Source organism: Streptomyces sp. NPDC000404, from assembly GCF_040300365.1.
GTDB lineage: Bacteria > Actinomycetota > Actinomycetes > Streptomycetales > Streptomycetaceae > Streptomyces > Streptomyces ramulosus.
Genome location: NZ_JBEPDN010000014.1, coordinates 195,154 through 215,387 on the forward strand (window position 1 = coordinate 195,154; position 20,234 = coordinate 215,387).

Consider the following 20,234-nt stretch of genomic DNA (forward strand, 5'->3'; position numbering starts at 1 on the left):
GGCCCTGACCGGGTGGCGGATCCTGCCGCCCCCACCGGATGAGATGAGGACGAGGGGTGCGCAAGTCCGTCCCCAAGAAGCAGAAGCGGGAGAAGGATCCCGAGGGGCGCATGCCGCTCGTGGAGCACCTGCGGGAGCTGCGTAACCGCCTTGCCAAGGGCGTGCTGGCGATCATCGTGATGATGGTCGTCGCTGCGTTCTTCTACGAGTCGATCATCAACTTCTTCACCAAACCGATCCTCCAGACGGTCGGCTGCGATTCGCTCTTCACCGACCTGGCCAAGCAGCACTCGGGCCGCTGCGCGAACATCGTGATGATGGACCTCCTCGGTCCCTTCACCCTCGCGCTGAAGGTCTCGCTGGTCTCGGGCGTCATCCTCGCCGCACCGGTCTGGCTGTACCAGCTGTGGGCCTTCCTGGCGCCCGGGCTGCACAGCAAGGAGAAGAAGTACGCGCTGAGCTTCGTCGGCGTAGGCTTCCCGCTCTTCGTCGCCGGTGCGTACTTCGCGTACGAGGTGCTGCCGACCACCGCGCGGGTGCTGATCGAGTTCACCCCGGCAGGCGTGGACAACCTGCTGACGCTGGACAAGCTCCTCGATCTGATCACCCGCATGGTGATCGTCTTCGGCCTCTCCTTCGAGCTGCCGCTGCTGCTGGTCATGCTGAACTTCGCCGGCATCCTCTCGGGCAAGCGGATGCTCGGCTGGTGGCGCGGCATGATCATGGGCGTCACGATCTTCTCCGCCATCGCGACGCCCAGCACCGACCCGATCACCATGCTGCTGCTGGCCGCGCCGATCTGCCTGCTGTACTTCGGAGCCGTGCTGATCGCGCTCTCCCGGGACGCGCGGCGGCGGCGCCGGGACGAGTCCGGGCCGTCCGACGACGAGGCGTCCGACCTGGACCTGACGCCGCAGCCGATCGGGGAGATGGAGCCGGTGGGCGGCCCCGCGGCGCTGCCCGAGCAGGCGACCGGATCCGGTGACGACCGCCGCCACCGCGGTGAGCTGGACGATGTGACCTGACATCTGCCGGGGCGCCGCGGGAGGTGATCCCGTGCGCGCCCGGGAGAAGGCGGGGGGCCGGTGGCTCCCCGCCTTCGTCGTCTCCGCGTGTCCGCCGCCCGCGGCCGTGCCGTACGGGGCGGGCGGCAGGCGGAAGGACCGGTGCCGGATAAAGCCGGGTCGAGTGTCAGAGGTGGCCGGTAGGCTCGTGAGCACGATGACCGAGGACATGTCTCCTGCTGAGCGCTATGCCGCCGCCAAGCTCCGTGCGGCCGAGCAGGCCACCGCACTCGCCCCTTTCCGTGAGATGTACGACTTCCCCCTGGATCCCTTCCAGCTCGATGCCTGCCGTGCCCTGGAGGCGGGCAAGGGCGTGCTGGTCGCGGCTCCGACGGGCTCCGGCAAGACGATCGTCGGCGAATTCGCCGTCCACCTGGCCCTCACCCAGGGCCGCAAATGCTTCTACACCACCCCCATCAAGGCGCTGTCCAACCAGAAGTACCAGGACCTGGTGCGGCGGTACGGCCCGGAGAAGGTCGGCCTGCTGACCGGCGACAACAGTGTCAACTCCGAGGCGCCGGTGATCGTGATGACCACCGAGGTGCTGCGCAACATGCTCTATGCGGGCTCGCAGTCGCTGATAGGGCTCAGCTATGTGGTGATGGACGAGGTCCACTACCTCTCCGACCGCTTCCGGGGCGCCGTCTGGGAAGAGGTGATCATCCATCTCCCCGAGTCGGTGACGCTGGTCTCGCTGTCGGCGACGGTCTCCAACGCCGAGGAGTTCGGCGACTGGCTGGACACCGTCCGCGGTGACACCGAGGTGATCGTCTCCGAGCACCGGCCGGTGCCGCTGTGGCAGCACGTCCTCGCGGGCCGCCGGATGTACGACCTGTTCGAGGAGCGGGAGGGGCGCGGCGGCGGCCGGCGGGAGGTCAATCCGGATCTGGAGCGGCTGGCCCGGCTGGAGAACAGCCGCCCGACCTTCGGCCGCGACAAGCGCCGCGGCCGCAATCTGCGCGAGGCGGACCGCGAGCGCGAGCGGCGCCAGCGCAGCCGCATCTGGACGCCCAGCCGCCCCGAGGTGATCGACCGGCTGGACAACGAGGGCCTGCTGCCCGCGATCACCTTCATCTTCAGCCGCGCGGGCTGCGAGGCGGCCGTCCAGCAGTGCCTGCACGCGGGGCTGCGCCTCAACGACCAGGAGGGCCGGGAGAAGGTCCGGCGGATAGTCGAGGCGCGGACCGCCGGCATCCCCGACGACGACCTCCATGTGCTGGGGTACTTCGAGTGGCTGGAGGGTCTGGAGCGCGGTATCGCCGCCCACCACGCCGGGATGCTGCCGACGTTCAAGGAGGTCGTCGAGGAGCTGTTCGTGAAGGGGCTGGTCAAGGCCGTCTTCGCGACCGAGACGCTGGCGCTGGGCATCAACATGCCGGCCCGCTCCGTGGTGCTGGAGAAGCTGGTCAAGTGGAACGGCGAGCAGCACGCCGACATCACCCCGGGCGAGTTCACGCAGCTCACCGGGCGGGCCGGGCGCCGCGGCATCGACGTCGAGGGCCATGCGGTGGTGCTGTGGCAGCGCGGGATGAACCCGGGGGCGCTGGCCGGTCTCGCCGGGACGCGGACCTATCCGCTGCGCTCGTCGTTCAAGCCGTCGTACAACATGGCGGTCAACCTCGTCTCGCAGTTCGGGCGGCATCGCTCGCGCGAGCTGCTGGAGATGTCGTTCGCGCAGTTCCAGGCCGACAGGTCGGTCGTCGGGATCTCCCGTCAGGTGCACAAGAACGAGGAGGGCCTGGAGGGCTACCGCGCCTCCATGACCTGTCATCTCGGCGATTTCGAGGAGTACTCCCGGCTGCGGCGGCAGCTGAAGGACCGGGAGACGGAGCTGGCCAAGCAGGGCGCGGCGCACCGCCGGGTGGCGGCGGCCGCGGCGCTGGAGAAGCTGCGGCCGGGCGACATCATCCATGTCCCGGCCGGGAAGTACGCGGGGCTCGCGCTGGTGCTGGATCCGGGGATGTCCTCGGGCCGCACCGACCGGCAGCGGGGGTATGAGCTGCAGGACGGCCCGCGGCCGCTGGTGCTCACGGCGGAGCGGCAGGTCAAGCGGTTGGCGGCGATGGACTTCCCGGTGCCGGTCGAGGCGCTGGACCGGATGCGGATCCCGAAGTCGTTCAACGCCCGCAGCCCGCAGTCCCGCCGCGATCTGGCGTCCTCGCTGCGGACGAAGGCGGGGCACCTCGTCCCCTCGCGCCACCGCAAGCCGCGGTCGGAGGCGGCCGACGACCGTGAGATCGCGCGGCTGCGCAAGGACATCCGGGCGCACCCCTGCCACGGCTGCGACGAGCGCGAGGACCACGCCCGGTGGGCGGAGCGCTACCACCGGCTGCTGCGGGACACCCGGCAGCTGGAGCGCCGTATCGAGGGGCGGACGAACACCATCGCCCGTACCTTCGACCGGATCTGCGCCCTGCTGACCGAGCTGGACTACCTGGAGGCCGACACCGTCACGGACGAGGGGCGCCGACTGGCCCGGCTCTACGGTGAGTTGGACCTGCTGGCCAGTGAGTGTCTGCGCGAGGGCGTCTGGGAGGGGCTCGGTCCCGCGGAGCTGGCGGCCTGTGCGTCGGCGCTGGTCTTCGAGGCGCGGCAGGCGGATGACGCGGTGGCGCCGAAGCTGCCGTCCGGTCAGGCGCGGGACGCGCTCGCGGAGATGGTGCGGATCTGGGGCCGGCTGGACGCCCTGGAGGAGGACCACAAGATCAATCAGGCGGAGGGGGTCGGCCAGCGGGAGCCCGATCTGGGCTTCGCCTGGGCGGCCTACCGCTGGGCGTCCGGCTTCGGTCTCGACGAGGTGCTGTCGGAGGCGGAGATGCCGGCCGGTGACTTCGTCCGCTGGTGCAAGCAGCTGATCGACGTCCTCGGTCAGATCGCGGTCGCCGCCCCGCCCGGCGGCACCGTCGCCCGCACGGCCCGCAAGGCCGTGGACGGCGTGCTGCGCGGCGTGGTGGCGTACTCGTCGGTGGGGTGAGCGCCGGGGCGCCGGGCCGAGGGGCCCACGGCGGCCCCTGCCTGCGATGCGGCGCCCGTCCCCGGGGAGGGGGCGGGCGCCGCCGCGGGTGAGGGGCGCCTGCCTCGGGCGGTGGGCCGCCCCTTCGAAACGCGACGGCATCGCCGGCACGTGTCGCTCCCCAGGTCAGGCGGCTGCGGGTGCCGCGTCGCCCGGAGCCGGGACACCGCGTGGGGGCGTCGGGCGGCGCCCGGGCCGGTGGGCGGCGCGCAGGGCGAGGAAGAGCAGCAGCCCGAACGGCGAGAGCAGCACGGGGGCGTCCTGACGGGGCACCATCCGGCAGGTGCTCATGTGGGGTGGCGGGGAGACCGCCGGGGTGCGGGGCGGGCCGCGCGCTGCCGCCGGGGCGGTCGGCCGCGCGGAAGCGGTCCACGGAACGGGGCGGCGCCGTCCGGTGCGGGGATCACCCGCACCGGACGGCGCCGCTTCGGCATCGGTGCCGGTCAGACGGCCGGCGCGGGCTCCTGTTCCGCCTCGACCTGCTGGTTCCAGTCGCGCTTGGAGGCCTGCCAGCCGTCCTCGTCGTGGCCGTTGCGCCAGTAGCCGGAGATCGACAGGGCCTCGCGCGGTACGTCCCGCTCGACGCGGAGGATGCGGCGCAGCTCCTTGACGAAGCCCGCCTCGCCGTGGACGAACGCCTGGATCCGCCCGGTGGGGAAGGCCAGCGCGTCGACGGCGGCGACGAGTCGGCGGCCGACCGGTGCGTCGCCGCGGTGCAGCCAGGTGATCTCGGCGCCCGCCGGCGCCGTCAGCGGCTGCTCCTCCTCGGGCCCGGCCACCTCGATGAAGGCGTGCACCGGCACGCCCTCCGGCATCCGGGCCAGCGACGCCGCGATGGCCGGCAGCGCGCTCTCGTCCCCCGCGAGCAGATGCCAGTCCGCCGTGGTCTCGGGGGCGTACGCGCCGCCGGGGCCGAGGAAGCGGATCTCGTCGCCCGGCTTCGCCGCGGCCGCCCACGGGCCCGCGATGCCCTCGTCGCCGTGGACCACGAAATCGACGGTCAGCTCGCGCAGCTCCGGGTCCCAGGCGCGCACCGTGTACGTACGCGTCCGGGGCCACCGGTCGCGCGGCAGCTCGGCGCGGATCTGCGCGATGTCGAACGGCTCGGGGTAGTCGACGCCGGGCAGCGGGAAGACGAGCTTGATGTAGTGATCGCTGTAGGTGCCGGCGGCGAAGGCGGCGAGGCCCTCGCCGCCGAGGACCAGCCGGACCATGTGCGGGGTGAGCTGCTCGGTGCGCCGGACCTCGGCGCGGTGCAGCGTCTGCTTCTTACGGGCGGGTCGCTCTGCTGCCACGGCGGTCTCCCCTGACGCGCTAATTGGTTAGGTTTACCTAACCTAGCAGCTCATCCCTGAAGGGTGTCGAGCAAGCGCTGCAGCGATCCGCCCAGGCCCCACCGCGCGGCGAGCGATTCCAGCCGTTCGGGGTCCGCGGGCTTGCGGGGGAGCGCAAAGCCGCCCTGCGGCACCGGTACGTCGGTGGCCACCCGCACCACCTTCGGGGCGACCGCCAGATACGGGGCGGCGTCGGTCAGCCGCCGGCGCTGCGTGGGGGTGAGCTTCGAGGCCGGATCGGCGGCCGCCGCGATGATGCCGTCCAGGTCGCCGTAGGTGTCGAGCAGCTTGGCCGCGGTCTTCTCGCCGATGCCCGGCACGCCCGGCAGGCCGTCGCTCGGATCGCCGCGCAGCAGCGCCAGGTCCGCGTACCCGCGCCCGTCGACCCCGTACTTCTCGCGCAGCAGCGCCTCGTCGGTGAGCTGGAGGGTGCCGACGCCCTTGAGGGGATAGAGGATGCGGACGCCGCGGGCGTCGTCGACCAGCTGGTAGAGGTCGCGGTCGCCGGTGACGACGTCGACCGGGCCGCTCGCGCGGGCGGTCAGGGTGCCGATGACGTCGTCCGCCTCGTAGCCCGCCGCGCCGACGCGGGCGATGCCCAGCGCGTCCAGGACCTCCTCGATCACCGGGACCTGCGGGGAGAGGGTGTCCGGGATCTCCTCCTCGTCCGGCCCGGCGGAGCCCGCCGGGGCCTCGGCCGCGACCCGGTGGGCCTTGTAGGAGGGGATCAGATCGACCCGCCACTGGGGCCGCCAGTCGGCGTCCATGCAGGCCACCAGGTCATCGGGGTGATGGTCCTGGACGAGCCGGGCGATGAAGTCCAGCAGGCCGCGCACCGCGTTCACCGGGGTGCCGTCCGGGGCCCGGACCGAGTCCGGGACGCCGAAGTACGCGCGGAAGTAGAGGGAGGCGGTGTCGAGGAGCATCAGGCGTCGAGTCACCCCCGCATGATGCCGTACGCCGGAAACCTCCCGGGAGCACGGCTCAAACGTGCCCTGGATGTGAGGTGGGTCACCGGACGGTTTGAGCCAGATAAAGGAGGGCAGGCGCGCACCCGGAGAGGACCCGATGAACGTTTCACCATTTTTATCGGCGCAGGCGGGCGGATCCCGTGCCTCTCCACGACCTGTCTACGGGGGTGGCAGGTCGTTTCTCGTGCGACAAGAGAGGTGTATGTGTCCAGGCTTCAAGCCGAGCACCTGTACATGGTGTTCGGCAGACGACCGAAGGACGCGGTGCGCAAGCTCCAGGAGGGAGCCGACCGCGACGAACTGCGCGCCGAGGGCACGACCGCCGCGGTGATCGACGCATCGATCGAGGTGGACGAGGGCCAGATCTTCGTCGTCATGGGTCTGTCCGGGTCCGGTAAGTCCACGCTGCTGCGGACTCTGAACGGACTGCTGGAGCCGACCGCCGGAACCGTCCGGTTCGACGGCCAGGACCTGACCTCGCTCAGCCCCAAGGAACTGCGCAAGGTCCGCTCCGAGAAGATCTCCATGGTCTTCCAGCACTTCGCGCTCTTCCCGCACCGCAGCGTGCTGGAGAACGCCGCCTACGGCCTGGAGGTCCAGGGCGTCCCGCGCGCCGAGCGCGAGAAGCGCGCCCTGGAGGCGCTGGAGCTGACCGGCCTCAAGGGCTGGGAGAAGTCCTGGCCGGACGAGCTGTCCGGCGGTATGCAGCAGCGCGTCGGTCTGGCCCGCGCGCTCGCCACCGACGCCGACCTGCTGCTGATGGACGAGTCCTTCAGCGCGCTGGACCCGCTGATCCGCCGCGACATGCAGGATCAGCTGCTGGAACTCCAGAAGACGCTGAAGAAGACCATCGTCTTCATCACCCACGACCTCAACGAGGCGATGCGCCTCGGCGACAAGATCGCCGTCATGCGCGACGGCCGCATCGTGCAGATCGGCAGCGCCGAGGACATCCTCGTCCGCCCGGCCAACGACTACGTCGCCTCCTTCACCCAGGACGTCGACCGCACCCGGGTGCTGACCGCCGGCGCGATCATGACCGGCACCGACGAGGTGCTGGGCACCACCGCCCCGGACGGCAACGAGATCGCCACCCTCGACGACTTCCTCGCCGCCGCGCCCGCCGTGGTCGGCCAGGACACCCCGATCGTCGACCTCTTCACGTCCTGCTCGGTCAGCACCGTGCCGGTCGCCGTGGCCGACAAGGCGGGCAAGGCCGTCGGCGCCGTCCGCGCCGACCGGCTGCTCGCCGCGCTCGGCGAGGACGGCGACCAGCCCGCGGCTCCCGCGCCGCGCCCGGCCGCGGATCAGGCCCCGGCGGGCAAGCTCGTGAAGCCCGCCGCCGGGAAGGACGCGGCCACGGACGCGTCCGCGGACAACGACCCCGAGGGCAAGGTGAGCGCCGGTGCCTAGGATTCAGATAGGCAGCTGGGCCAGCGACGCCGTCGACTGGCTCACCAACCACGCCGCCTGGCTCTTCGACTTCGTCACGCACGTACTCAACGGCTTCTACACCGGCATCCACGCGGTTCTCGCCGGTCCCGAACCGCTGATCCTCGCCGGCATCTTCGCGATCATCGCCTGGTGGCTGCGCGGTCTGCCCGCCGCAGTCCTGACCTTCCTCGGCTTCGCGCTGATCGACTCCATCGAGCAGTGGGACGAGACGATCTCGTCGCTCTCGCTGGTCCTGGTCGCCTGCATCATCACCATCGTGGTCGCCGTGCCGCTCGGCATCTGGGCCGCCCGCAGCCGCGCCGTCGGCGGTGTGCTGCGCCCGGTCCTCGACCTGATGCAGACGATGCCCGCGATGGTCTACCTGATCCCGGGCATCCTCTTCTTCGGCCTCGGTGTCGTCCCCGGCATCGTCTCCACCATCGTCTTCTCCATGCCGCCCGCCGTCCGCATGACGGAGCTGGGCATCCGGCAGGTCGACGGGGAACTGGTCGAGGCGGCCGAGGCGTTCGGCACCCACCCGCGGCGCACCCTACTGCGGGTGCAGCTGCCGCTGGCGCTGCCGACGATCATGGCCGGCATCAACCAGGTCATCATGCTGGCGCTGTCCATGGTCGTCATCGCCGGTACCGCCGGTGGCGGCGGTCTGGGCGGTTCGGTCTACCAGTCGCTCAGCTCCGTCGACGTGAAGCTGGGCGCCGAGGCCGGTCTCTCCGTCGTCATCCTCGCCGTCTACCTCGACCGCATGACCGGCGCCCTCAACCAGCGGGTCTCGCCGCTGGGCCGCCGTGCCCTCGCCAAGGCGCAGGCCTCGCTCGGCGGGATGAAGTTCCTGCGCTGGAAGCCGGCCACCTCGCTGGCGACCGTCGGCATCGTCGTCCTCGCGCTGGTCGCGGGCGGCATGGGCTACTTCGGCAAGAACTCCGGCCCCGCCGCCGCGAGCAACGACGGCCACGGCCGTTCGGTCACCCTCGGCTACGTCAACTGGGACGAGGGCCGCGCCACCACCTTCCTGTGGAAGGAGATCCTGGAGCAGCGCGGCTTCAAGCCGAAGGTCCAGGCACTGGAGGCGGGTCCGCTCTTCGCCGGTCAGGCCCGCGGCGACATCGACGTCCAGTCCAACGCCTGGCTGCCGACCACGCACGAGGCGTACTGGAAGCAGTACAAGGACAAGCTGGAGGACCTCGGCACCTGGTACGACAAGACGTCGCTGGAGATCGCCGTCCCCTCGTACATGAAGGACCTCAAGTCCCTCGACGACCTCAAGGGCAAGAGCGGAACCTTCGGCGGCAAGATCATCGGCATCGAGCCGGGCGCCGGCGAGATGAAGATCCTCAAGGACAAGGTCCTGAAGGCCTACGACCTGTCCGGCGAGTACAAGGTCCAGGACTCCACGACCGCCTCGATGCTGGCCGAGCTGGACCGCTCGATCCGCGCGAAGAAGCCGATCGCCGTCACGCTGTGGTCGCCGCACTGGGCGTACGACAAGTACGACCTGACCAAGCTGAAGGACCCCAAGGGCGCCTTCGGCTCCGGTGACAGCCTGCACATGCTGGGCCGCAAGGGCTTCTCCGAGGACGAGCCGCTGGTCGCCGGGTGGATGAAGAACTTCCACCTGGACGAGGGGCAGCTCACCAGCCTGGAGAACGCGATGAAGGACGCCGGCAACGGACACGAGCAGGAGGGTGTCCGCGCCTGGCTGAAGAAGAACCCGGGCCTGGTCGACAAGCTCGCGCCGTCCGGCAACACCTCGTACGCCAAGGGCAAGGACGCCGGCAAGGCGCCCGACATCGGCTACCCGGCGTGGGACGAGGGCATCGCCACCACGTACCTGTGGAAGAACGTCCTGGAGAAGCGCGGCTACCGGCCGAAGCTGCACAACCTCGACGTCGGCCCGATGTGGACCGGCCTGTCGACCGGTCAGATCGATGTGGAGACCGACGGCTGGCTCCCGGTCATGCAGAAGCAGTACTGGGAGAAGTACCAGAAGGACCTCGTCGACATCGGTCCCTGGTACGACAAGACGTCGGTGGAGATCGCGGTGCCGTCCTACGTCAAGGACGTCAAGACCCTTGACGACCTGCGCAAGCACAAGGACGAGTTCGGCGGCAAGATCATCGGCATCGAGCCGGGCACCGGTGCGATGAAGCGTCTCAAGAGCACCGTCGCCCCGGCGTACGGTCTGGACGGCTTCCAGGTCACCTCCGCCGGTACCAGCGGGATGCTCGCCGAGCTCCAGCGGGCGTACGGCAAGAAGGAGCCCATCGCGGTCGTCCTGTGGTCGCCGCACTGGGCGTACAGCAAGTACGACCTGACCAAGCTGAAGGACCCCAAGGGCACCTGGGGCGCCGAGAACCACATCACCTCGGTCGGCAACAAGAGCTTCCCGAAGGAATTCCCCGAGTTCCACGGCTGGCTGAAGAACTGGAAGATGACCCCCGACGAGCTGAACGGCCTGGAGAAGGACATTCAGGACGCCGGCAAGGGCAACGAGGACAAGGGCGTCCAGAAGTGGATCGACGCCCACCCGGGCATCGTCGACAAGATGGCACCCGTGAAGTGACGGTCCCCGGACCGTAGAACGCACGGCGCTCTTGTCGCACGAAACGGGCCCCGACTCCGGCACGACGCCGGGGCGGGGCCCGTTTCCGTGTGTGCGGGGCCGTGCCGCTCAGCCCGTCCCGCCGCCCGCCGCGGCCACCAGCGCCGCCACCACCCGCGGGTCGTCGCCGGCCTCCGGATGCCACTGCACGGCCAGCGTGAACGCCCGGGCGCCCGGGTCCTCCAGCGCCTCGACCGTGCCGTCCGCCGCGTACGCCGAGACCGCGAGGTCCCGCCCGAGGCGGTCGACGGCCTGGTGGTGGTAGGTGGGGACACTGACCTCCTCGGGGAGGACGGCCGCGAGCGCGGTGCCGGCGACCGGGGTGACGGTGTGCCGGGCGAAGGTGCCGGGCGGGCCGTTGTGCCCGTCGAGGTGCTGGACGAGCGTGCCGCCGCGGGCGACGTTCAGCAGCTGCAGCCCCCGGCAGATGCCGAGCAGCGGCACACCCGCGGCCGACGCCGCCTCGATCAGGGCGAGTTCCCAGGCGTCCCGGGCGGGCGCGGGCGGCCCGGTCCGCGGGTCCGCGGCCGCGCCGTAGCGGTCCGGGGCGACGTCCGCGCCGCCCGCGATGATCAGCCCGTCCAGCCGGGCGACGGTGGCGGCGGCGGCCTCGGGCGCGTCCGGGGGAAGCAGCGCGGCGATCCCGCCCGCCCGCTGGACGTGCCGGTGGTATCCGGCGGGCAGCACGGCGGCGGGCTGCGTCCACACGCCCCACCGCGCCGCGTCCTCCAGATAGGTGCTGATGCCGATGAGCGGCCGGTGCATCGGGTCCTCCGTACGGTTCGGGTGCGGGGTCGGGTGCGGCGGGGTCGTCAGCCGCGGTCCAGTTCGGCCTCGGCGGCGGCGAGCGCGGCGAACTCCTCCTCGGGCGCCGCGGCCACCAGCCGGTGCCGCGACCAGCACGCGAAGTACGCCAGCGCCACGCCGTACACACCGAGCGCGATCAGCGCCGCGTCCTTGTCCACCAGGAACGTCGCCACCAGCGCCGCACAGGCGAGGACGAAGGCGACGGCCGAGGTGAGCATCCCGCCGGGCGTGCGGTACGGCCGGTGCAGCCCCGGCTCGCGGCGCCGCAGCACCAGATGCGAGAGGGCCATCAGGGCGTACGAGATGGTGGCGCCGAAGACCGCGACGTTCAGCATCCGGGCGCCGTCGCCGGTGGCCGCCGCGAGGGCGAAGCCGAGGGCGCCGGGCACCAGCAGGCCCAGGTAGGGGGCTTTGCGGCGGCTCGTCAGGGAGAGGAAGCGCGGCAGATAGCCGGCCCGCGAGAGGGCGAAGAGCTGCCGGGAGCCGGCGAAGATCAGCGAGAAGAACGACGCCACCAGACCGGCGAGCCCCGCGTAGTTGACGATCCGGCCGGCCACCGTCGGCGCGCCGTGCGGCTGGAGCGCCTGCACCAGCGGATCGCCGACCGACTGGATCGCCGCGCTGCCGCGGGCGCCGGTCGCGGCGGTGAAGGTGACCAGCGCGAGCAGCAGCAGCACGCCCATCGCCGAGGCCATCGCCCGCGGCAGCACCCGCGCCGGGTCCCGGGTCTCCTCCGCCGCCAGCGGGACGCCTTCCACGCCGAGGAAGAACCACATCCCGAACGGGAACGCCGCCCAGATCCCGAGCAGCCCGAACGGCAGCCAGGACGAGGCGCCGAACGCGTCCGCGCGCACCGGGATGTCGTCGAGCGCGTCCACATGGAAGTCGCTGAGCGCGGCGACGGCGAAGACCAGCAGCGCGGCCACCGCGACGGCGGTGACCACCAGGCTGAAGCGCAGCGCCTCGCCCACGCCCCACAGGTGGATGCCGAGGAAGACGACGAAGCAGGCGAGGTAGACCGGCCAGCCGGAGTGCAGGCCGAACAGGCCGAGCGATTCGACGTAGTCGCCGATGAAGATCGAGATGGCGGCGGGCGCGAGGACGTACTCGATGAGGATGGCGGTGCCGGTCAGGAAGCCGCCCCAGGTGCCCAGCGCGCGCCGGGCGAAGCCGTAGCCGCCGCCCGCGGTGGGCAGCACCGACGCCAGCTCCGCCAGCGCGAAGACCAGACAGGTGTACATCAGGCCCATCAGCACGGCGGCGACGGCCAGGCCGCCGAATCCGCCGTGCGCCAGGCCGTTGTTCCAGCCGGAGAAGTCGCCGGAGACGACATAGGCGACGCCGAGACCGGTCAGCAGCAGCGGGCCCGCGCTGCCGCGCCGCAGCGACCGCCGCTCCAGATAGGCGTCCTCGGCGGAGGGCTCCCCGGTGCCGGTCCGGGGCGGTGCGCTCTGCGATTCCGTACGGTCGGCCATCAGCCGCTCCTGCCTCCGGTGGTCCGGGGCGCCCGGGACGGACGGCCCGAATAAAGGTTCAGCGGCATACCTTTGCCCGGCCGGCGGGCCGGGCGCAAGACCCGTGCGGGAAAAGGCGGGGGAGCGGGCCCGGGGCGCCGCTCCGTATCCGGCGCGCGGCACCGGCCGCTCCGTACGGGCGCCATGACTGCCACGCCCGCCGCTCCGCACGGGGCGACGCGCCCGCCGTTCCGTACGGGGCGACGCGCCCGCCGTTCCCTGCCGCCCGCGCCCCGTCAGCCTCGCCCCTCGGGCCGGGTGAGAAACCCGCGCAGCAGCGCCGCCGTGCCGCCGCAGTGTTCGCGCGCCACCTCGCGGGCGCCGTCCGCGTCGCCCTCCAGGACCGCCTCCACCAGCGCGTCGTGCTGGGTCTGGGAGTGCTCCAGGTTGCGGACCAGCAGCGGGATGCAGTCCAGCAGATCGTTCAGATGGGCGCGCACCGCCGCGTACTGCGCCGCGAGCGAGGGGGAGCCGGACAGCTCCGCGAGGGTGAGGTGGAGCAGGGTGTCGCAGCGGCGGTAGTCGGCCAGCGGCGCGTCGTGGGTGGCGGCCAGGCAGCCGCGCAGCCGGGCGGCGTCCGCGTCCGGCAGCCCGTGCGCCGCGCACAGCCCCGCGGCGCCGGTCTCCAGCACCTCGCGGAAGCGCAGCGTGTCCTCCAGATCGATCCGGTCGGTCCGGCGGCGCAGCTCCGCCTCGCCCGGATGCACGTCGCGCGCCCGGACGAACGTGCCGCCGTACCGCCCGCGCCGGCTCTCCACCAGGCCCTCGTCCGCCAGGACCTTCAGCACCTCGCGCAGCGTCACCCGGCTGATGTGCAGCCGGTCGGCCAACTCCCGCTCCGCGGGCAGCCGTTCGCCCTGTGCCACCAGGCCCAGCCGGACGATCTGGAGTATCTGCTCCAGCGCCTCCTCGAAGCCGTTCCCCGCCCGCACCGGCCGCAGCACGGGTGCCAGCCCATCCGCCGCACCGTCCATCCCGACCCCTTCCCAACCAATGGTTCGTGTGCATACCTTATTCCGGCCGGAGCGCCTGACCGCGCCCCGGACCGCAGCGACAGGAGGCAACACCGTGGCCCACCGCACGCCCCCGCTCTCCGTCGAGGAGCTGAGCGCACTCGTCGCCGCAGGGGAGATCGACACCGTCGTTCTCGCCTTCACCGACATGCAGGGACGGCTCCAGGGCAAGCGGTTCGCCGCCCGCCACTTCCTCGACTCCGTCCTCGACCACGGCACCGAGGGCTGCAACTACCTCCTCGCCGTGGACGTCGACCTCAACACCGTCGACGGCTACGCCATGGCGTCCTGGGAGCGCGGCTACGGCGACTTCGCGATGCACGGCGACCGGGCCACCCTGCGCCGCACCCCCTGGAACCCGGGCACCGCCCTGATCACCGCCGACCTGGCCTGGCACGACGGCACCCCCGTCACCGCCTCGCCCCGGCAGATACTCCGCCGCCAGCTCGACCGCCTCACCGCGCGCGGACTGCACGCCTTCGCCGGTACCGAGCTGGAGTTCCAGCTCTTCCAGGACACCTACGAGGAGGCCTGGTCACGCGGCTACCGCGAGATGACCCCGGCCAACCGGTACAACGGCGACTACTCCGTCCTCGGCACCGGCCGCGTCGAGCCCGTACTGCGCCGCATCCGCAACGAGATGGGCGCCGCCGGGATGACCGTCGAGTCCGCCAAGGGCGAGTGCAATCTGGGCCAGCACGAGATCGTCTTCGTCTACGACGACGCCCTCACCACCTGCGACCAGCACGCCGTCTACAAGACCGGCGCCAAGGAGATCGCCGCTCAGGAGGGCATGGCGCTCACCTTCATGGCCAAGTACGACGAGCGCGAGGGCAACTCCTGCCACATCCACCTCTCGCTCCGCGACGACGACGGCGCGCCCGTCCTCGCCGACCCCGACGGCCCGCACGGCATGTCCGCGCTGATGCGCCACTTCCTCGCCGGACAACTCGCCGCGCTGCGCGACTTCACCCTCCTGTACGCCCCCAACATCAACTCCTACAAGCGCTACCGCCCCGGCTCCTTCGCCCCCACCGCCGTCGCCTGGGGCCCCGACAACCGCACCTGCGCGCTGCGCGTCGTCGGCCACGGCGCCGCCCTGCGCCTGGAGAACCGGCTGCCCGGCGGCGACGTCAACCCCTACCTCGCCGTCGCCGGCATGATCGCCGCCGGACTCCACGGCATCGACCGCAAGCTGGAGCTGCCCGCCGCCTGCACCGGCAACGCCTACGACGGCGACGCCGCTCACGTCCCCGCCACCCTCCGCGAGGCCGCCGAGCTGTGGGAGCGCAGCACCCTCGCCCGCGAGGCCTTCGGCGACGACGTCGTCGACCACTACCGCCACATGGCCCGCGTCGAACAGGACGCCTACGACGCGGCCGTCACGGACTGGGAGCGCTTCCGCTCCTTCGAGCGCATGTAAGGACTGCCCGTGCCGCACGAGCTGGACATCATCAACCCGGCGACCGAGGAGACGGTGGCGACCGTCCCCGTCACCTCCCCCGAGGAGGTCGACGCGGCGGTCCGGCGGGCCGCCGCCGCCCAGGAGAAATGGGCCGCCCTCGCCCCCGCCGACCGCGCCCGACTGCTGCGCCGCTTCGCCGACACCGTCGACGCCCACCTCGACTCCCTCGCCCACCTCGAACTCCTGGAGGCCGGCCACCCGTTGGCGAACGCCACCTGGGAGGCGGGCAACGTCCGCGATCTGCTCCACTACGCCGCCGGGGGAGCGGAACGGCTGACCGGCAGCCAGATCCCGGTCGCCGGCGGCCTCGACGTCACCTTCCGCGAACCGCTCGGCGTCGTCGCCGTCATCGCGCCCTGGAACTTCCCGATGCCGATCGCCGCGTGGGGCACCGCCCCCGCCCTCGCCGCCGGCAACGCCGTCCTCCTCAAACCCGCCGAGACCACCCCGCTCACCGCCCTCCGCCTGGCCCGCCACGCCCTCGACGCCGGGCTGCCCGAGGGGCTCTTCCAGGTGCTGCCCGGCGAGGGCAAGGTCACTGGCGCCGCCCTCGTCGACCACCCCGGCGTCGCCAAGGTCGTCTTCACCGGCTCCACCGCCACCGGCCGCCACATCGCCGCCCGCTGCGCCGCGCAGACCAAACGCCTCACCCTCGAACTCGGCGGCAAGAGCCCCAACATCGTCTTCGCCGACGCCGACCTCGAAGCCGCCGCCGCGGCGGCCCCCGGCTCCTTCCTCGACAACACCGGCCAGGACTGCTGCGCCCGCAGCCGCATCCTCGTCCAACGCTCCGTCCACGACCGCTTCCTGGAGCTGCTGGAGCCCGCCGTCAAGGCGTTCACCGCGGGCGACCCGGCCGACCCGGACACCCGCATGGGCCCGCTCATCTCCGCCGCCCAGCGCGAGCGCGTACGGTCCTACGTCCCCGAGGGCGCGCCCGTCGCCATCCGCGGCGAGGCCCCCGAGGGCAAGGGCTTCTGGTACCCGGCGACCGTCCTGACCGGCCACCCCGACGACCGCGCCGCCGTCGAGGAGATCTTCGGCCCGGTCGCCGTCGTCCTCCCCTTCGACGACGAGGCCGACGCCGTCCGCCTCGCCAACGCCACCGAGTACGGCCTGTCCGGCTCGCTGTGGACGGGCGACATCGGCCGCGCCCTGCGCGTCTCGCGCGCCGTCGCCGCCGGCAACCTCTCCGTCAACTCCCATGCCAGCGTGCGCTACCAGACCCCGTTCGGCGGCTTCAAACAGTCCGGCATCGGCCGCGAACTGGGCCCCGACGCCCTCACCGCCTTCACCGAGACCAAGAACGTCTTCATCAGCACCGAGGAGTGACCGTGACCGACCAGACCCCCGTCTGCCGCCGCCTGGTGGACCGCACCGCCGTCGTCACCGGAGCGGGCAGCGGCATCGGCCTGGCCACCGCCCGCCGCCTGGCCTCCGAAGGCGCCCGCGTCGTCTGCGCCGACATCGACGAGGTGGCCGGCAAGGCCGCCGCCGAGGAGACCGGCGGCCTCTTCGTCCAGGTCGACGTCACCGATTCCGACCAGGTCGAGGCGCTCTACCGCACCGCCTTCGAGACCTACGGCTCCGTCGACATCGCGTTCAACAACGCCGGGATCTCCCCGCCCGAGGACGACTCCATCCTCACCACCGGACTCGACGCCTGGAAGCGCGTCCAGGAGGTCAACCTCACCTCCGTCTACCTCTGCTGCAAGCACGCCCTGCCCTACATGCGCGACCAGTTCGAGCGGACCGGGCGCGGCGGCTCCATCGTCAACACCGCCTCCTTCGTCGCGGTCCTGGGCGCCGCCACCTCCCAGATCAGCTACACCGCCTCCAAGGGCGGCGTCCTCGCGATGTCCCGCGAACTGGGCGTGCAGTTCGCCCGCGAGGGCATCCGCGTCAACGCCCTGTGCCCCGGGCCGGTCAACACCCCGCTGCTGAAGGAGCTGTTCGCCAAGGACCCCGAGCGGGCCGCGCGCCGCCTGGTCCACGTGCCCGTCGGCCGCTTCGCCGAACCGGAGGAGATCGCCGCCGCCGTCGCCTTCCTCGCCAGCGACGACTCCTCGTTCGTCAACGCCGCCGAGTTCCTGGTCGACGGCGGTATTGCCGGGGCCTATGTCACCCCGGTGTGAAGGCTGGGTAAAGTCGCACGTCACAGCAGGGGCCGGCGCCATCTGGTGCCGGTCCCGGCACGTTTCCCATCCGCACCGGACACCGGAGTCCCCCATGCGCAGATCCGCCTTGGCCCTGGGCCTGGCCACCGCCGCGCTCCTCGTCGGCAGCGTCCCGGCGACCGCCGCGGCCCCCGCCCGCACCGAGCAGTCGCACGCCGACCGCTGCCCGCAGCTCTCCCGCGACCTGCCCTGGTACGGCCACAACCGCGCCAAGCTCCAGCGCACCATCGACGAGCGCGGCACCTGCGAGAACCCGGGCCTCGCCCACGGCCGCGCCCCCGTCGCCGCGTTCGACTGGGACAACACCATGACCAAGAACGACGTCACCGACGCGACGCTCAACTGGTCCCTGCTCAACGACAAGATCCTGCGGCCCGCCCACTGGCGCGACACCAGCAAGTGGATGACGCCCGCCGCCGACCGCGCGCTGACCGCCGCCTGCGGCACCTCCGTCCCCGTCGGCGCCCCGCTGCCCACCTCCACCGACGCCGACTGCGCCGACGAGATCCTCCAGATCCGCGCCGAGGCGAAGACGATGAGCGGGCAGGAAGCTTTCTCCGGCACCTGGAACCACCGCCGCACCGTCCCCGAGTACGCCTGGGTGCCGCAGCTGTTCGCCGGCCACACCGAGGACGAGGTCCGCGCGTACGCCGCCGCCGGCCGCAAGGCCGCCCTCGCCGCGCCCGTCGGCGCCACCGTGAAGGTCGGCACCCACACGCTCCCCGCCTACGTGCGCTACTACGACCAGCAGAAGGACCTGGTCCGTACGCTGCGCAAGGCCGGGTTCGACGTCTACATCGTCTCGGCGGGCTCCAAGCCGGTCGCCGAGGTGTGGTCCCGCGCCATCGGCTTCGACCGCGCCCACACCATCGCCATCCGCAGCATCCTCGACGACGAGCAGAAGCTGACGTACCGGACGCAGGGCTGCGGCGACATGCCCGACTCCCAGGGCGACGCCATCCCCTACATCGACGGCAAGCGCTGCTGGATCAACCAGGAGATCTTCCACATCAAGGGCGCCGAGGCGTGGCGCAAGCAGGACCCCGCGCACCGCATCGCCCTCGGCGGCGGCGACGCCGACACCGACTCCACCTTCGTCGCCGACGCCACCGGCGCCCACCTGGTGATCAACCGCAACAAGACCGAGGTCATGTGCCGCGGCTACGACAACGCCGACGGCCGCTGGGTGATCAACCCGATGTTCATCGACCCGCTGCCCCGCAAGTCCGGCAGCTACCCCTGCGCCACCCAGGGCTACATCAACACCGACGGCGTCCTCGGCCCGCTGCGCCGCCCCGACACCACCGTCGTCCCGGACCAGACCGACCGCATCCACGGCTGAACCACCGGCCGGACCGCGCGGGGTTGTGCGCGCGGTCCGGCCACCGGGCCCTACGGGGTCCGGCACCGAGGGAACCCCGGGCCCGCAACGGCGCCCGGGGTTCCCGGCTCTGCGGACCTCACGGGAGCGTCCGCTTCCCGGACCTCACAGGAACGTCCGCCCCTCGCCCCGGTACGTCGGCACCGTCGCCACCACCCGGTCGCCCTCCACCAGCCGCAGCGCGTCGAAGCGTTCGCACAGCTCACCGGCCTTGGCATGGCGGAACCACACCTTGTCGCCGAGCGCCAGCCGGTCGGCGGCCGCCCCCAGCAGCGGCGTCTGCACCTCGCCCGGCCCCTCCTGCGGGTCGTAGCGCAGCCCGGCCGGAAGATACGGCTCCGGCAGCCGGTCGGCGCCCGCCGCCCCCGACGCCGGATAGCCGCCGCCCAGCACCGTCACCACCCCGGGTCCGGGACGGCGCACCACCGGCTGCGCGAACAGCGCCGCCGGACGCCCCCGGAACGACCGGAAGTTGTCGAACAGCCGCGGGACGAACAGCCCGGAACCGGCCGCGATCTCGGTGATCGCCGCCTCCGCCGCGGTGTGCTGGACGCTGCCGGTGCCGCCGCCGTTGACGAACTCCAGCCGCGGCGCCACCGCCCGCACCGCCCGCACCGCCTCCCAGCGCCGCGCCGCCAGCTCCTTGCGCGCCGCCGCCTGCATCATCCGCACCGTCCGCGAGAACACCGGCCGCCCCGCGACCTCGTCGCCCACCCCCGCCACATGCCCCTCGTACGCCATCAGCCCGACCAGCCGGAATCCGGGGCGGCGCACCACCTCACCGGCCAGTTCGGCCAGTTGGGACGGGCGGCGCAGCGGCGACCGCCGGGCGCCGACCCGCAGCGCGCCGCCGCCGGTGCGGTACGAGGTGTCCAGCTCCAGGCAGACGCGTATCTCCGCGCCGCGCCCGGCGGGCCGGCAGGTGTCGATCAGGTCCAGGTGCGCCGGGTCGTCGACCATCACCGTCACCGCGGCGGCCGCCCGCGCGTCCTTCGCCAGCTCGGTGAGCGCGGCGCGGTCCGCCGTCGGATACGCCAGCAGCACGTCCTCGAAGCCCGAACGCGCCAGCCACAGCGACTCGTCGAGCGTGAAACTCATGATCCCGGCGAAGCCGTCCCGGGCCAGCACCCGCTCCAGCAGCGCCCGGCAGCGCACCGACTTGCTCGCGACCCGGATCGGCTTGCCCTGCGCGCGGCGCACCAGATCGTCGGCGTTCGCGTCGAAGGCGGCCAGATCGACGACGGCCAGCGGCGCGTCGAGTCCGGCGGTCGCACGGTCGTAACGGGCTTTGTCGCCATACGCGACGGCGGGATCCTGGGACATGGCGGCAGCCTGCCAGACCCCGCTACCGCTGGGTAGGGGCCCAGAGCCCGGCGGACTTGCCACGGGGGTACGGGCCGGACCACCGGAGACCGTAGAGTGTCCGGACGCCGCCACCAGC

Annotated in this window: 15 protein-coding genes; 8 read left to right on the top strand and 7 right to left on the bottom strand. The window is 72.2% G+C overall.

What is annotated here, in order from left to right; all coding sequences use genetic code 11:
- Positions 1-110: 110 nt before the first annotated feature.
- On the top strand, positions 111-1,025 hold the full coding sequence (tatC, locus tag ABT345_RS26485; protein WP_345093547.1) for a twin-arginine translocase subunit TatC: 915 nt from the start codon (positions 111-113) through the stop codon (positions 1,023-1,025).
- 196 nt (positions 1,026-1,221) lie between these two features.
- The gene (locus ABT345_RS26490) at positions 1,222-4,038 is read left to right on the top strand and encodes a DEAD/DEAH box helicase (RefSeq protein WP_345093544.1); all 2,817 of its coding nucleotides are present in this window, start codon (positions 1,222-1,224) and stop codon (positions 4,036-4,038) included.
- Positions 4,039-4,203: 165 nt separating this feature from the next.
- On the opposite strand, the gene ABT345_RS26495 is transcribed toward ABT345_RS26490, so the two are convergent.
- The 3 genes from ABT345_RS26495 to ABT345_RS26505 all read right to left on the bottom strand — a co-directional run bounded on the left by ABT345_RS26495 (position 4,204) and on the right by ABT345_RS26505 (position 6,337).
- Complete coding sequence (locus tag ABT345_RS26495) at positions 4,204-4,353, bottom strand: hypothetical protein (RefSeq protein WP_351323497.1); 150 nt, start codon at positions 4,351-4,353, stop codon at positions 4,204-4,206.
- A 167-nt stretch (positions 4,354-4,520) separates the two neighbouring features.
- The gene (locus tag ABT345_RS26500) at positions 4,521-5,372 is read right to left on the bottom strand and encodes a siderophore-interacting protein (protein WP_345093070.1); all 852 of its coding nucleotides are present in this window, start codon (positions 5,370-5,372) and stop codon (positions 4,521-4,523) included.
- Between the two features lie 50 nt (positions 5,373-5,422).
- The gene (locus ABT345_RS26505; protein ID WP_345093542.1) at positions 5,423-6,337 is read right to left on the bottom strand and encodes a 5'-3' exonuclease; all 915 of its coding nucleotides are present in this window, start codon (positions 6,335-6,337) and stop codon (positions 5,423-5,425) included.
- A gap of 249 nt (positions 6,338-6,586) precedes the next feature.
- On the opposite strand from ABT345_RS26505, the gene ABT345_RS26510 reads away from it, so the two are divergent.
- Both ABT345_RS26510 and ABT345_RS26515 read left to right on the top strand, forming a co-directional pair.
- On the top strand, positions 6,587-7,795 hold the full coding sequence (locus tag ABT345_RS26510; RefSeq protein ID WP_345093067.1) for a quaternary amine ABC transporter ATP-binding protein: 1,209 nt from the start codon (positions 6,587-6,589) through the stop codon (positions 7,793-7,795).
- Entirely contained in the window at positions 7,788-10,397 is a 2,610-nt protein-coding gene (locus ABT345_RS26515) for an ABC transporter permease/substrate binding protein (RefSeq protein WP_345093064.1), read from the top strand. The genes ABT345_RS26510 and ABT345_RS26515 overlap by 8 nt, the downstream gene beginning before the upstream one ends.
- Positions 10,398-10,505: 108 nt before the next feature.
- Here the strand turns inward: ABT345_RS26515 and ABT345_RS26520 are convergent, their stop codons facing one another.
- The 3 genes from ABT345_RS26520 to ABT345_RS26530 form a co-directional block, all read right to left on the bottom strand.
- Positions 10,506-11,201: a gamma-glutamyl-gamma-aminobutyrate hydrolase family protein gene (locus ABT345_RS26520; protein ID WP_345093061.1), complete on the bottom strand. Its 696-nt coding sequence runs from the start codon at positions 11,199-11,201 to the stop codon at positions 10,506-10,508.
- Between the two features lie 47 nt (positions 11,202-11,248).
- A complete protein-coding gene (eat, locus tag ABT345_RS26525) occupies positions 11,249-12,718 on the bottom strand; it encodes an ethanolamine permease (RefSeq protein WP_345093058.1) in 1,470 nt (489 codons plus the stop codon).
- Positions 12,719-12,993: 275 nt separating this feature from the next.
- Entirely contained in the window at positions 12,994-13,731 is a 738-nt protein-coding gene (locus ABT345_RS26530) for a FadR/GntR family transcriptional regulator (RefSeq protein WP_345093055.1), read from the bottom strand.
- Between the two features lie 94 nt (positions 13,732-13,825).
- On the opposite strand from ABT345_RS26530, the gene ABT345_RS26535 reads away from it, so the two are divergent.
- The 4 genes from ABT345_RS26535 (at position 13,826) to ABT345_RS26550 (ending at position 18,754) form a co-directional block, all read left to right on the top strand.
- On the top strand, positions 13,826-15,193 hold the full coding sequence (locus ABT345_RS26535; RefSeq protein ID WP_345093052.1) for a glutamine synthetase family protein: 1,368 nt from the start codon (positions 13,826-13,828) through the stop codon (positions 15,191-15,193).
- A gap of 9 nt (positions 15,194-15,202) precedes the next feature.
- A complete protein-coding gene (locus tag ABT345_RS26540) occupies positions 15,203-16,567 on the top strand; it encodes an aldehyde dehydrogenase family protein (protein WP_345093049.1) in 1,365 nt (454 codons plus the stop codon).
- Between the two features lie 2 nt (positions 16,568-16,569).
- Complete coding sequence (locus tag ABT345_RS26545; RefSeq protein WP_345093046.1) at positions 16,570-17,370, top strand: 3-oxoacyl-ACP reductase; 801 nt, start codon at positions 16,570-16,572, stop codon at positions 17,368-17,370.
- Positions 17,371-17,464: 94 nt separating this feature from the next.
- Positions 17,465-18,754 (top strand): HAD family hydrolase, encoded by a 1,290-nt coding sequence (locus tag ABT345_RS26550; protein WP_345093043.1) that lies wholly within the window; start codon positions 17,465-17,467, stop codon positions 18,752-18,754.
- Positions 18,755-18,898: 144 nt separating this feature from the next.
- Here ABT345_RS26550 and ABT345_RS26555 read toward each other — a convergent pair whose 3' ends face one another.
- Positions 18,899-20,116, bottom strand: a complete 1,218-nt coding sequence (locus ABT345_RS26555; RefSeq protein ID WP_345093040.1) for an amino acid deaminase/aldolase — start codon at positions 20,114-20,116, stop codon at positions 18,899-18,901.
- Between the last annotated feature and the right edge of the window lie 118 nt (positions 20,117-20,234).